The sequence below is a fragment of the uncultured Aureimonas sp. genome (assembly GCF_913775355.1).
Taxonomy (GTDB): Bacteria; Pseudomonadota; Alphaproteobacteria; order Rhizobiales; family Rhizobiaceae; genus Aureimonas.
In genome coordinates this window covers 1-13,111 of sequence record NZ_CAJYIU010000300.1, presented here as the reverse complement: position 1 = coordinate 13,111, position 13,111 = coordinate 1, and the positions used below count along the sequence as shown (strand labels likewise).

At 71.4% G+C, this 13,111-nt stretch carries 7 protein-coding genes and 3 pseudogenes; 2 read left to right on the top strand and 8 right to left on the bottom strand.

Going from position 1 to position 13,111, the window contains the following annotated elements:
* Window positions 1-15: 15 nt before the first annotated feature.
* The 4 genes and pseudogenes from QZ753_RS18400 to QZ753_RS18385 all read right to left on the bottom strand — a co-directional run.
* Window positions 16-855, bottom strand: a pseudogene (locus QZ753_RS18400) (sodium/proton-translocating pyrophosphatase); the annotation flags it as partial.
* A 6-nt stretch (window positions 856-861) separates the two neighbouring features.
* Window positions 862-1,290, bottom strand: a pseudogene (locus tag QZ753_RS18395) (ATP-grasp domain-containing protein); the annotation flags it as partial.
* Between the two features lie 395 nt (window positions 1,291-1,685).
* On the bottom strand, window positions 1,686-2,888 hold the full coding sequence (gene zapE / locus QZ753_RS18390) for a cell division protein ZapE (protein WP_294645756.1): 1,203 nt from the start codon (window positions 2,886-2,888) through the stop codon (window positions 1,686-1,688).
* A gap of 132 nt (window positions 2,889-3,020) precedes the next feature.
* On the bottom strand, window positions 3,021-3,569 hold the full coding sequence (locus QZ753_RS18385; RefSeq protein WP_294645754.1) for a protease inhibitor Inh/omp19 family protein: 549 nt from the start codon (window positions 3,567-3,569) through the stop codon (window positions 3,021-3,023).
* Between the two features lie 299 nt (window positions 3,570-3,868).
* On the opposite strand from QZ753_RS18385, the gene QZ753_RS18380 reads away from it, so the two are divergent.
* Window positions 3,869-5,230 carry a dicarboxylate/amino acid:cation symporter gene (locus QZ753_RS18380; protein ID WP_294645752.1) on the top strand — a complete coding sequence of 454 codons (1,362 nt, stop codon included), beginning with the start codon at window positions 3,869-3,871 and terminating at the stop codon, window positions 5,228-5,230.
* A 57-nt stretch (window positions 5,231-5,287) separates the two neighbouring features.
* Here the strand turns inward: QZ753_RS18380 and QZ753_RS18375 are convergent, their stop codons facing one another.
* The 4 genes and pseudogenes from QZ753_RS18375 to QZ753_RS18360 form a co-directional block, all read right to left on the bottom strand.
* Entirely contained in the window at window positions 5,288-5,950 is a 663-nt protein-coding gene (locus tag QZ753_RS18375) for a carbonic anhydrase (protein WP_294645757.1), read from the bottom strand.
* A 114-nt stretch (window positions 5,951-6,064) separates the two neighbouring features.
* Window positions 6,065-6,775: pseudogene (locus QZ753_RS18370) on the bottom strand (DUF429 domain-containing protein); the annotation flags it as partial.
* Between the two features lie 10 nt (window positions 6,776-6,785).
* On the bottom strand, window positions 6,786-7,691 hold the full coding sequence (pdxY, locus tag QZ753_RS18365; protein ID WP_294645750.1) for a pyridoxal kinase PdxY: 906 nt from the start codon (window positions 7,689-7,691) through the stop codon (window positions 6,786-6,788).
* Between the two features lie 9 nt (window positions 7,692-7,700).
* The gene (locus tag QZ753_RS18360; RefSeq protein WP_294645748.1) at window positions 7,701-7,958 is read right to left on the bottom strand and encodes a hypothetical protein; all 258 of its coding nucleotides are present in this window, start codon (window positions 7,956-7,958) and stop codon (window positions 7,701-7,703) included.
* A 236-nt stretch (window positions 7,959-8,194) separates the two neighbouring features.
* Here QZ753_RS18360 and QZ753_RS18355 point away from each other — a divergent pair, with 236 nt between their 5' ends.
* On the top strand, window positions 8,195-13,078 hold the full coding sequence (locus QZ753_RS18355; RefSeq protein ID WP_294645747.1) for an NAD-glutamate dehydrogenase: 4,884 nt from the start codon (window positions 8,195-8,197) through the stop codon (window positions 13,076-13,078).
* Window positions 13,079-13,111 lie beyond the last annotated feature (33 nt).

The window sequence follows — 13,111 nt, the reverse complement described above, 5'->3', positions numbered from 1 at the left end:
TGCTGAGGCTCCGCCTCAGCCTCCGCTGCCGGCCAAGGCCGCCAGTAGGAGCAGCGCGACGATATTCGTGATCTTGATCATCGGGTTGACCGCGGGGCCGGCGGTGTCCTTGTACGGATCGCCGACGGTGTCGCCCGTGACGGCGGCCTTGTGGGCTTCGGAGCCTTTGCCGCCGTAATTGCCGTCTTCGATATACTTTTTGGCGTTGTCCCAGGCGCCGCCGCCGCTGGTCATCGACAGTGCGACGAACAGGCCGGAGACGATGACGCCGAGCAGCATCGCGCCCAAGGAGGCGAAGCCCTGTGCCTGGCCGGCCACGGTGCGGATGATGAAGTAGAGCGCGACCGGTGAGAGGACGGGGAGCAGGCTGGGGACGATCATTTCCTTGATCGCGGCGCGGGTGACGAGGTCGACGGTGCGGCCGTAGTTCGGGCGGCTGGTGCCTTCCATGATGCCGGGATTGTCGCGGAACTGGCCGCGGACTTCCTCCACCACGGCGCCGGCCGCGCGGCCGACCGCGGTCATGCCGAACGCGCCGAACAGATAAGGCAATAGCGCGCCGAGCAGCAGCCCGACGATGACGTACGGGTTGGACAGGCTGAAATCGACGCTGACGTCGGGGAAATAGGTGGCGAGGTCGGTGGTATAGGCGCCGAACAGGACGAGCGCGGCGAGACCGGCGGAGCCGATCGCATAGCCCTTCGTCACCGCCTTGGTAGTGTTGCCCACCGCGTCGAGCGCGTCGGTGCGGGTGCGGACATCGTCGGGTAAACCCGCCATCTCGGCGATGCCGCCGGCATTGTCGGTGACGGGGCCGTAGGCGTCGAGCGCCACGACCATGCCGGCGAGTGCGAGCGCCTCGATGTCCATGCCGCCCTCGGTGGAGACGACGAAGGCGACGCGGCCGACCGAGCGATCGACGAGGAGCGAGCAGTAGAGTTCGCGGGCGATGTCGGCGCCGTCCTCGATGTAGAGGCGGTTCACCTGCTTGCCGGCGTCGCCCGTCTGGGCGGTGACGAGCGTGTTGCCCAGCATCTCGGTGGCGTGGGCGACGGCCTCTTCCACGGACTTGGCGAGGCGCACGCCGCCCTTGGCGTCCGCGCCGAGCTCCTTGAACTTGCCCTTGCCGCGACCGCCCGCGTGGATCTGCGACTTCACCACGTAGAGCGGACCGGGAAGCTGCTTCGCGGCGGCCTCGGCTTCCGAGGCGCTGGTGATCGCGACGCCCGAGGCGACCGGAGCGCCGAAGCCCTTGAGGACCTGCTTGGCCTGGTATTCGTGGATGTTCATGAAAGCTTCCCGTTGCGGATGGCTGCGAGGGACGAGAGAGAGGAGGTCGGGGCGCCCGGACCGCCGTCCCACGCGCCCCGCACGGCGAAATGCCGTCGAGCGGTGGAAGACAGGGGAGGTCTCGTCATCGGACGCCCTTCGGGTTCCTGGATGCGGCCCGCATTCCCGGGGGCCGGGCAGGCCGGACGGCGCCTCCGTCACGGGCAGCCCGAACGGACGCGCCTTCGTGGTCCTGCGTCGGGCAGGGGGATACTCCGTGCGGGCGACGGGTGCAATGGCCGCAGCGCAGCGCAAGGGAATTCAACCGGTTAGGCTGTGTGGGACTTACGTAAGCGTCAGTCGTTTCCCGGCATGATTCCAACGACGTGGCCGTTTGCGGCCTTGTCGGAAAATTTTCATGCGCGATCGGCGTGTTCAAGACCTTCCGCCCCGCTCCGCCGCCGTTCGGCCTCCGCGAGATAGGCGTCGGAGCGCATCTCGATCAGGCGCGACACCGTACGGTCGAACTCGAACGCCTCCGTGCCGCTGGGGGCGCGATAGAGTTCGTCGGCGGGCGCGGCCGCCGAGACCACGACCCGGCGATGGGCATCGTAGAGCGTGTCGACGAGAAGGATGAAGCGCTTGGCCTCGTTGCGTTCGGCCGCGGCCATCACGGGCACGCCGTCGACCATCACCGTGTGGTAGCGCGCGGCAATCGCCAGGAAGTCGGCGGCGCCGAGCGGCCTGGAGCAGAGGTCGGCGAAGGCGAAGCGCGCGGCGCCCCCGCCCGCCCGCGGCACGGCGATCGCGCGCCCGCGGAACGGCAGGGTTTCCGGGCCTTCCGGCGCACCACCGACGATCGAGCGCCACAACGCGTCCATCCGCCGGTCCGTCTCGGCCCCGAGCGGCGTGACGTAGAGGTCGCCCGCCCCGATCGTCTCCATCCGGTAGTCGGTCGGCGCGTCGAGGAAGAGAATGTCGGTGTGGGCCTTCAACGTTTCGACGAAGGGCAGGAACAGCGGCCGGTTCAGCCCGTCGCGGTAGAGATCGTCCGGTGCGACGTTGGAGGTCGCCACCAGCGTCAGCCCGCGCGCGAAGAGCGCGTCGAAGAGGCGCGACAGGATCATCGCGTCGGCGATGTCGGTCACGGTGAACTCGTCGAAGCAGAGGAGCCGCGTCTCGGCCGCGACGGCTTCGGCCACCGGCGGGATCGGGTCGTCGCCCCGCGCCTCGCCCGCCTTGACCGCCGCGCGGTGCGCGTTGATGCGGCCGTGCATCTCGGCCATGAACTCGTGGAAGTGGAGGCGTCGCTTGCCCTCCACGGGCGCCGTCTGGAAGAACAGGTCCATCAGCATGGACTTGCCGCGCCCGACCGAGCCGTGGATGTAGACGCCGCGCGGGGCGGCAGGCCTCTCGCGTCTGCCGAACAGCCAGCCGAGCGCGCTCGACTTCACGGGCAGCGCCGCGGCCTTCAATTCACGCCCCAGCCGGTCGAGCCGGTCGGCGACGCCGGCCTGGACTGGGTCCTCGCGCAAGGATCCGGCCGCTACGCGCCGCGCGAGTTCGGCCCGCACGGGACCGCGCTCGCCCCCTACGGAGCCGTAGCCTTGGTGCGGCATGATCTTGGACCTTTCGGGACGATGGCCCCGGGCGTCCCGTTTCGGTGGCGGAACGATGGGCGACGCGCGTCGCCGAAGGGGCTCCGGCGGTGCCGCGCGAGACCACCCGCGCGGCACGCTCGCCTGATGCGCTTAGCGGTAGAGGCTGACCGACTGGCCGCCGCTGGTGGTGCCCTCGTAGCGGGTGCCGCCCGTGTTGCTCAAGGTCGCAACGGTGGAGCCGCCGGAATCCTTCAGGACCACCTGGCTGCCCGAGACGTCCCAGGCCGACACGTCGGCGACCTGGCCGGGGCAGCCGCGCGAGGCGGCGCGGTAGCCGCCCGTCCACTGCGTCAGCGCCATGAAAATCTGGCAGTTGCCGCCGCCCGACGACACGCGCCACGCGCCGACCAGTCCTTCACGCGTCACCGGCGCGGCCGAGGCGGTCTGGGTCGGGGCGGGCGTCTGCGCGGGGGCCGAGGCGTCGGCCGTCGGGGTCACGGGCGCGGGGGTCACGGGCGCGGCCGGCGGCGGGGGCGGCGGCGGAAGCTGGTTGGAATAGACCTGGCCGGTCGGGGCCGCGCGCAGGGGAGCCGGGCTGCGCACATTGCTGCCGCCGCCGAAGCTCGGGCCCGCCGACTGGCAGCCGGCAAGCGCCAGCACGGCCGCAAGGCCGAAGCCCATCCTGATCATCTGGGTCATCCCCGTTCCCCGTCGTTGGTTGTCGCGCGAGATCGCGCCGTCCGCATCACCGGCTGTAGAAAGGGTGTTTACCATGTTTCGCAAGCGAAGCGCCCGCAATTCGGGCCGCCGTCCCCAGCGCTGTGTCCGCCGTGCAACGCCGGTCGCGGCCCGCCTGAGCGGACGGGGACGAAAGAATGTTTCCCTTATCAATCGCGCCGCAGCACGGGCATGCTTCGGCGCGCGCGCCGTCATGCCCTAGATGAGAGTCCTTCCCGCACGCCCGTCCCACGGCGTGCGCTTCCTCTCGGAGTTTCCCGATGGCCGCCCCCGCTGCCGCCGCCTCGTCCCGGCCGAAAAAGCCGCTCTGGACGAATTTCGGCTTCCAGATCCTCGTCGCGCTCGTGCTCGGCATCGTGCTCGGCCTCGTCGCCCGCTCCATGGGGCCCGGCGCGGACGGGCCGAACTGGCTGACGCAGACCCTCTCGACCGTCGGCTCGTCCTTCGTCTCGCTTCTGCGGACCGTGGTGCCGGTCCTCGTCTTCACCGCGATCGTCGCCTCGATCGCCAACCTTCGCGCGCTCGACAACGCCGCGCGCCTCGTCTGGCAGACGCTTCTCTGGTTCGCGATCACCGCCTTCGTCGCGGTCCTCATCGGCATCGCGCTCGGCCTGATCTTCCAGCCGGGCCTCGGCACCTCGGTGGCGCGCGAGGCGGCCGCCGCGCCGGCACGCTCGGGCTCCTGGCTCGATTTCCTCACCGGGCTGATCCCGTCCAACATCCTCGGCCTCCAGGCGTCCACCAGCCTTCGCGAGGGCGGCGCCTCGACCAGCCTCAACTTCAACGTCCTCCAGATCCTCGTGATCTCGATCGCGGTCGGCGTCGCGGCGCTGAAGGTCGGCGAGGCCGCCGAGCCCTTCCTCGCCTTCAACCGCTCGTTCCTGAAGATCGTCCACAAGGTGCTCTGGTGGATCATCCGCCTGACGCCGATCGCGACCGTCGGTCTCCTCGGCAACGCGGTGGCGGTCTACGGCTGGGAGACGCTCGCACAGCTCGGCACCTTCGCCGCCGCGATCTATGTCGGCCTCGCGCTGGTGCTCTTCGTGGTCTACCCGACGCTTCTCCTCGCGCACGGCCTCAGCCCGTTGCGCTACTTCCAGGGCGCCTGGCCGGCGATCCAGTTCGCCTTCGTGTCGCGCTCCTCGATCGGCACGATGCCGATCACCGAGCGGGTGACGGAAAAGAGCCTCGGCGTGCCACGCGAATATTCGAGCTTCGCGGTGCCGCTCGGCTCGACCACCAAGATGGACGGCTGCGCGTCGATCTACCCGGCGATCTCGGCGATCTTCGTCGCCCAGTTCTTCGGCGTGCCGCTCGGGATCGAGGACTATCTCCTGATCGTCTTCGTCGCGGTCGTCGGCTCGGCGGCGACCGCCGGCCTCACCGGCGCGACCGTCATGCTGACGCTGACGCTCTCGACCCTCGGCCTGCCGCTCGAGGGCGTCGGGTTGCTTCTGGCCATCGACCCGATCCTCGACATGGGCCGCACGGCCGTCAACGTCGCGGGACAGGCGCTGGTGCCGACCATCGTCGCCAAGCGCCAGGGCATCCTCGACGAGGCCGCCTTCAACCGCGCCGGATCGATCGAGGCGCTCGACGCCGGCCCGGTGCCGGCGGAGTAAGGCTCCGGCCCCCGGCGGCCGCAGGTTGCCGGGGGCCTTCCGTCATCGGAGCGCCGCTCAGATCACGGCGTCTTCCACGTCGACCAGCGGGCGCTGGAAGTCGCCGGTCTCGGCGTCCATCGCCCAGAGCTCGGCGGTCGAAATGTCGAACCAGGCGCCGTAGAGGTTGAGCTCGCTTGCCCGCTCGCGCGCGGCGATGTAGGGGAAGGAGCGAAGGTTGGCGATCGAGGTGCGGATCGAGATCCGCTCCAGCGCGGTCTGCCGCTCGCCCGACGTCATCAGCTCGTTGGCCGCCACGGTCTCGGCCACCGGCTGCAGGATGCTCATCCACTTGCCGATGAAGTCGCCGGGCGACAACGGCTCGGCACCGGTGGTCAGCGCCGCCTTGATGCCGCCGCAGCGACCGTGGCCCATCACCACGATGTTCTTCACCTTCAGCGCCTGCACCGCGAATTCCAGCGCGGCGGACGTGCCGTGGAACTCGCCGTCCGGGTTGTAGGGCGGCACGAGGTTGGCGACGTTGCGCACCACGAAGAGCTCGCCCGCCCCGGCGCCGAAGATCGTCTCGGGCGCGGCGCGCGAGTCGCAGCAGGCGATGACCATGGTCTCCGGCGTCTGGCCGTCGCGCGCCAGCGCCCGATAGGTCTGCGTTTCCTGGAGATAGCGGCCCTGCACGAAACTGCGGTAGCCGGACACGAGGGCATCGGGGAGAAGGGTCATCGTCGCTCCGTCGCTGGTTCGGATCGCTTCTAGACCAGTTTCTTCCGCGCTGCACAGGGGGTCGCGCGGCAGCCAGATCGCGGCGGGAAGGCCGTGCGCGTCGCGATCCGGCGGGTCGGGAAAGGGCCGCGCCCGGCCCGCCGCCACCGCGCGCGCCACGATCAGCATCGCGCAGGCGTCGATCCGGTCGTCCTCGCCGACGCCCCGCGGTCGCGGGCTCAGAAGAAGCGCCGGCGGCAAGCCCGACCGTTCCAGGAGCGCGCGACGCTCGTCCAGTCCCGGCCCGCTCGCCCGGCCGCCGCGCTTCTTCGGGTGCGCCATCGCCGTGCCCCCGTTCAGGGCCGCGAACGCCGCCTCGGGGTGGCTCTCGAGGACGCGGTCCGCCAGCGCCGGGTCGGCGCGTAGGAGCCGGTCGATCTCGAGGATCTTCGGAAACAGCATGAAGCCCTGGCGCGAGACGCCGCGCGCCGGCTCGGAGCGCGCTCGTGCGAGCGCCGAGGCGCGCGCGTGCGCGGCGGCACGAACCGCTTCCGAGCCGTGCGGCCCGTCCCAGGCCTCCACCGCCGCGCGGGCGGGGATCGCAAAGAGGCTCGACCTTCGGGGCCCCAGCATCGGGCGCACCGCGGTCTCGGCCGCGCGCCCCATGCCGCGGATCGTCTCGGGCAGCCCGATCGGCATGTCGACCACGACGATCGCATCGTCCGGCAGGGCGCGGAGAAGGCTTTCGAAACGCGCGTGAACGGCGAGCACCGTCGCGCCGTCCTCTTGCTCCACCGCCGCGATCCAGCCGGCGGGACAGCCGTCGACACCGACAAGCGTCCTCAAGGCGGCGTCCTCACGCGCGGCGCCCGCCCCCCGCCGGCTGCAGCCGGCGCATCTGCACCATCGCCAACGGCGTCTTCAGGCTGTCGGCGTCGGTCTCCAGCGTCAGCTCGTCCTTGCCGCGCTTGGTGGTGCGCGCGAGGATCTCGAACACGGCGGCCGTCGTGCCCTGCAGCGCCTTCTCGCCCGTGGCGCCCGACAGGACGCGCGCCAGGAACACGGCGCCCGTGAGGTCCCCGAGCCCGTTCGGCACGCCCTCGATGCGCCGATGCTCGGCCAGCATCGCCGTCCCCTCCTCCACCAGGAGATTGCCGATGCCGCCCCGCAGAAGCGGAAAGGCCGAGGTGACGACGACCCGCGCCGGCCCGAGGGCGCTCGCCGCCTCGACGAGGTGGGCGTTGGTCGAGAACTCGAGGCCGGTCAGGAACTCAAGCTCGAACCGGTTGGGCGTCGCGATGTCGGCGCGCGGCACGAGGAGGTCGCGCACCGCCGCTACGGTCTCGGCCGGCTGGTAGAGGCGCCCGCCCCCGTCCCCGCCGTCGCCGAGCACGGGATCGCAGAGATAGAGCGCCTCCGGGTTGGCGCGGCGCACGGCATCCACCAGCTTCGCCACCGGCTCGACCTGATGGGCGGCGCCGAAGTAGCCGGAGATCACCGCTCCGACCTCTCCGAGCCAGGGCGCGCGCACGAGGTCGTCGACGAAGGCGGCGAACGCCGTCTCGTCCGGCACGATGCGCGTCGCCGGCCCGTGGCCAGGATGCCAGGGCAAGGTGACGGTCGGCACCGACCAGACGGGAAACCCGAGCGATTCCAGCGCGAACACCACGGCGCGGTTGCCCACGGTGCCGCGCGCGACATGGCTCGAGATCGACAGGACGGCCGGCTTGTCGCCACCGGGGGCGGATGCGGAAAGGCTCATCGGCGTCCTTCAGAGGGCGGAGAGCTGGTAGGCGAGCCCGATGGCCAGCCCGATCACCGCGACGAGGCCCGCGAGCCGCCCGATCCGCGTGCCCACCACCTCCATCCGGTCGGCGGGATCGGCGTCCCCCACCCAGAAGTGGCGGCGCAGGCCCCGCGCCATGCTCTCGGCGGCGGCCCCGGTCTGGGGCTCGGTTTCCTGGCGCACGCGCCGCAGGATGGCCTCGGCCTCCTGCTGCCGCGCCCGGTCGTCGGAAGGGTTCGTCATGGCGCGGACCCTCGCGCAAAAGCATGACGAGAGCAATACGAGCGCCGCCACGGATCGCGGCATGGACCCGGCCGCAGACATGACGGCCCGCCGCCCTATAAGTCTCGCATGGCGGCGGCCGGAGCGCGAAGCACGGTTGCCCCGACCCGGCCCTCATGGTCCCGTCACGGGCCGATGAGATGATTCGTTTCCAGCCCGACAAGGGCCGAACCGACCGACTTCCCGAGGGGACACGCATGGCGACCGAGCCGAACCCGACCAAGAACCGGATCATCGCCGGGGCTCTGGCCCTCCTGCCCGAGGCGGGCCCCGGCCGGCGGCTGGCGCCCCTCCTCTTCGCCCGGCCGCCCGCCGACGACCTCGCGGCCTTTGCGCCGGAGGCGCTCGCCAAGCTCACCGACGAGGCGGCGGGCGCCCTGGAGCGGCACCGGCGGGGCCAGGCCGTCGTCTCGGTCCGGCGCCTGCGGGGCGAGCTGCGCGCCGGCGAGCCGGTGACCGCGATCACCATCGCGCACGACGACATGCCGTTCCTGTTCGATTCGGTGACCGCCGAGATCGCCGACCGGGCGCCGGCGATCCACGCCATCTCCCATCCGATCCTCAGCGTCGAGCGTGGGCCCAGCGGCGCGCCGACGAGCTTTGCCGAGCGACGCCCCGGCGCGGCGGGCGGCGAGCCCGTCAGCCTGATCCAGGTCGTGATCGAGCCGATGCCGGACCCGGCGGCCGAGGAGGCGCTGGCGCGCAATCTCGAGGCGATCCTCGGCGAGGTCGCCGTCGCGAACGCCGATTTCGAGGCTATGCGCCGGCGCGTCGGCGAGGCGGCCCGCACCATCGAGGCGCGCGCCGGCCGTGAGGCGAATGCGGAGCGCGCGGCGAGCGAGCGCGAGGGCGCCGCGCTTCTCGACTGGCTCACCAGCGGCAACTTCATCTTCCTCGGCCTGCGCGAGTTCGCCTACCACCCGGAGGGCGAGGCGCTGCGGCGCGTCGAGGAGAGCGACCTCGGCATCCTGCGCGATCCCACCGTCAGGGTCCTGCGCCGCGAGGGCGCGGCCGAAGCGCCGAGCCCCGAGCTGCGCGCCTTCCTGGAAGATCCCGAGCCGCTGATCGTGGCGAAGGCCAACTCGCGCTCGCGCGTCCACCGGCGCGCCTACATGGACTATGTCGGCATCAAGCTGCGCGACGCGGACGGCCGGCTGACCGGCGAGCTGCGCGTCGTCGGCCTCTTCGCCTCCTCGGCCTATACCCAGCCGCTCGCCGCGATCCCCTACCTGCGCGCCAAGGCCGCCACGGTCACGGAACGCCTCGGCTTCGCACCCGGCTCCCATTCCGGCAAGGCGCTGGCCGTCGCGCTCGAGACCTACTCGCGCGACGAGATGTTCCAGATCGACGTCGATCTCCTGGAGCGCTTCGTCGGGGTCGTCACCGAGCTCGGCGAGCGGCCGCGCATCCGCGTCCTGCCGCGCATCGACCGGTTCGACCGCTTCGTCTCGGTGCTCGTCTTCGTGCCACGCGAGCGCTACGACGCGCGCCTGCGCGACGAGATCGGCGTGCTGCTCGCCGAGCGCTACGACGGCCACGTCTCCGCCTACTACCCGAACTTCCCCGAAGGCGCGCTCGCCTCGATCCACTTCATCATCGGGCGCGCGGGCGGTCCAACGCCCGAGCCCGACGCGGCCGAGCTCGAGGCGGAGATCGCCGCCATCGCGCGCGACTGGTCGCTCGCCTTCGAGCGGGCCGCCGCGCGCGCCGGGCGGATCGGCGAGCTGACGGCGCTCGCCCCGGGCCTTCCCGGCGGCTACCGCGACGCGGTCGACCCGCAGGAGGCGGTGGAGGACGCTGCGCGCATCCTCGACCTTCGCCCCGGCGCCCCGCTCGGCATCGACTTCTACCGCCGCGAGGGCGACGAGGACGCCTCGCTCCGCCTCAAGATCTTTCACCTCGGCGAGGCTCTCCCGCTGTCGCGCCGGGTCCCGATCCTCGAGAACATGGGCTTCTCGCCGCTCGCCGAGCAGACGCACGAGATCGCGCGCGCCGACGGCAGCCACGTCTGGCTCCACGACATGGAGCTGATCCCGCGCTCCGGGAACATCGCCGCGCTCGCCGACAAGGGCCTCGCGCTCGAGGCGACGCTCCAGGCCGTGGTCGACGGGCGGATCGAGGACGACGCCTTCAACGCACTGGTGTTCTCGGCCGGGCTCGACTGGCGCGAGGCGAACGTCCTGCGCGCCTATGCGCGCTATCTGCGCCAGACCGGGTTCGCGACGACAGCCGAATTCATGGCACAGGTGCTGGAGCGCCAGCCAGGCGTCGCGCGCGCGCTGATCGAGCTGTTCGCGGGCGCGTTCGACCCGGCGCGCGAGCACCGGCCGGACGCGCTGCCGGAGGACCTGTCCGGCGACGCGGAGGCGGCCGAGGCGGCCGCGCGCGGCGCGCTGGCGCCGCTCCTCACGCTCCGCCAGGCGCTCGACGCGATCACCAGCCTCGACGAGGACCGCGTGGTGCGGCGGCTGATGGGCGCGGTCTTGGCGACCCTTCGCACCAACTTCTATGCCGTGCCCGACGTCTCGGCCGATCCGAACTCGACCCCGACCGCGGTGAAGCCCGCGCTCGCCTTCAAGATCGATCCGCATCGCATCGAAGGCATGCCCGCGCCGGTGCCCTATCGCGAGATTTTCGTGTTCGACGCGCGCGTCGAGGGCGTTCACCTGCGCTTCGGCCCGGTGGCGCGCGGCGGCCTTCGCTGGTCCGACCGCTCCCAGGACTACCGCACCGAGATTCTCGGCCTCGTGAAGGCGCAGCAGGTCAAGAACGCCGTCATCGTGCCGGTCGGCTCCAAGGGCGGCTTCTATCCGAAGCGCCTCGCCGATGCCGCCAACCGCGAAGCCTGGTTCGAGAGCGGGCGCGCCGCCTATGTCGTCTTCATCGCCTCGCTCCTGTCGGTCACCGACAACATCGAGCCCTCGGGCGAGACGGTGACGCCGACCGGCGTCATCGCCTATGACGACCTCGATCCCTATTTCGTGGTGGCCGCCGACAAGGGCACGGCGACCTTCTCCGACACGGCCAACGCGGTGGCGCGGGCGCGCGGCTTCTGGCTGGACGACGCCTTCGCCTCCGGCGGCTCGGCCGGCTACGACCACAAGGCGATGGGCATCACCGCGCGCGGTGCCTGGGAGGCGGTCAAGCGCCACTTCCGCGAGATGGGGCGCGACGGTCGCGCGTGGGACATCCAGTCCGAGCCCTTCACGGTCGCCGGCTGCGGCGACATGTCGGGCGACGTCTTCGGCAACGGCATGCTCCTGTCGCGCAAGATCCGGCTGGTCGCCGCCTTCGACCACCGCGATATCTTCATCGACCCGAACCCGGACGAGGAGCGCTCGTTCGACGAGCGCCAGCGGCTCTTCGCCCTGCCACGCTCGTCCTGGGCCGACTTCGACCGCTCGGTGATCTCCACTGGGGGCGGCGTCTTCTCGCGGCGCGACAAGCTGATCCGCCTCTCGCCGGAAGCGGCGAGCGCCATCGGCTTCGACAAGACGTCCGGCACGCCGGCCGAGATCATCACGGCGATCCTCAAGAGCCCGGTCGACCTTCTCTGGTTCGGCGGCATCGGCACCTATATCCGCGCCGCCGCCGAGACCAACCTCGACGTCGGCGACCGCGCCAACGACGCCGTGCGCATCGCCGGCCGCGAGGTGCGCGCCAAGGTCATCGGCGAGGGCGCCAATCTCGGGCTGACTCAAGGAGGCCGCATCGAGGCGGCGCGCGCGGGCGTTCGCCTCAACACCGACGCGATCGACAATTCGGCCGGCGTCAACACCTCGGACGTCGAGGTCAATTTCAAGATCGCGCTGCGCCAGCCGCTCGCCGAAGGGCGCCTCTCGCGCGAGGAGCGCGACCGGCTGCTCGGCTCGATGACCGACGAGGTGGCGCGGCTGGTGCTCGCCAACAACTATGCGCAGACGCTCGCGATCTCGCTGGAGGAACGCGCGGGCGTCTCGCGCCTCGCGCTCCAGGCCCGGCTGATGACGGCGCTGGAGGAGACCGGGGCGCTCGACCGGCAGGTCGAGACCCTGCCCTCGCCCGGCGCCATCGCCGACCTTCGCGCGCGGGGCCAGAGCCTGTCGCGGCCGGAACTCGCCGTTCTCCTCGCCTATGCCAAGATCGATCTCTTCAACGCGCTGGTCTCCGGGCCGTTGCCTGACGACCCCTACCTCGCCGGTCGCCTCATGGCCTATTTCCCGCAGGCGCTGCGCGAGAAGTTCGAGGCCGACATCTCGGCCCATCGCCTGCGCCGGGAGATCGTCGCGACGGGGCTCGCCAACGCCTTCGTCAATCATCTCGGCGTGTCCTTCGCGACGGTCCTGCGCGATGCGACGGGGCGCTCGGGCTCCAGCCTCGTCAGCGCCTACGTCGCCATTCACGACGGGTTCGCGATCGCCGAGCTCCTGCGCGAGATCGACGCGCTCGACGCGAAGCTTCCGGGTGCGGTGCAGAACGATCTCTACGCCGCGGTGTCGTTCTTCCTCCAGGTCGGCGTCGTCGGCCTCGTTCGCTCCGGCGCCTTCGATCTCGGCGAGACGGTCGCCGCGCTCCGGCGCCTGTCGACCGAGTTCGGGCCGGCCCTCGTCGAGATGGCGAGCGAGCACGCCCGCGCCGAGTTCGCCACCCGCCAGTCGGAATGGGTCTCTGCCGGCGTGCCGGAAGAGCTGGCGACCCGCATTGCCCGCCTGCCGCTTCTCGCGCTGGTGCCGGACGTCGAGCGTGTTTCACGTGAAACCGGGCGGACCTTCGGCGAGGCGATGCGCGCGACCTTCGCGCTGACGCAGGCCCTCCACATCGGCCAGCTCGAGGAAGCGCTCGTGACGCTCCGTCCGACGGACTACTACGAGACGCTGGCGCTGGAGCGCGCCGGCAGCCAGATCGCCCGCGAGCGCAAGCGGCTGACGATCCTCGCGCTGAACGAGGGAAAGGGCGAGGACCCGGTCGCGGACTGGGCGGCGGCCGAGGGCGACACGCTGCGCGCGGCGGCCGAGCAGCTGCAGCGCCTCGCCGGCACCGGCGAGACCTCCGTCTCGCGCCTGACGCTGGCCGCGGGCCTCCTGCAGGATGTCGGGCTCTGACGATCCGCAACCCCCGTCCCTCGGCGACGCGAC

Coding starts and splice junctions, on each gene's coding strand:
- QZ753_RS18385 (WP_294645754.1), bottom strand. CDS start 3,569: ATGACCCAGATGATCAGGATGGGCTTCGGCCTTGCGGCCGTGCTGGCG.
- QZ753_RS18355 (WP_294645747.1), top strand. CDS start 8,195: ATGGCGACCGAGCCGAACCCGACCAAGAACCGGATCATCGCCGGGGCT.
- QZ753_RS18360 (WP_294645748.1), bottom strand. CDS start 7,958: ATGACGAACCCTTCCGACGACCGGGCGCGGCAGCAGGAGGCCGAGGCC.
- QZ753_RS18375 (WP_294645757.1), bottom strand. CDS start 5,950: ATGACCCTTCTCCCCGATGCCCTCGTGTCCGGCTACCGCAGTTTCGTG.
- QZ753_RS18380 (WP_294645752.1), top strand. CDS start 3,869: ATGGCCGCCCCCGCTGCCGCCGCCTCGTCCCGGCCGAAAAAGCCGCTC.
- zapE (WP_294645756.1), bottom strand. CDS start 2,888: ATGCCGCACCAAGGCTACGGCTCCGTAGGGGGCGAGCGCGGTCCCGTG.
- pdxY (WP_294645750.1), bottom strand. CDS start 7,691: ATGAGCCTTTCCGCATCCGCCCCCGGTGGCGACAAGCCGGCCGTCCTG.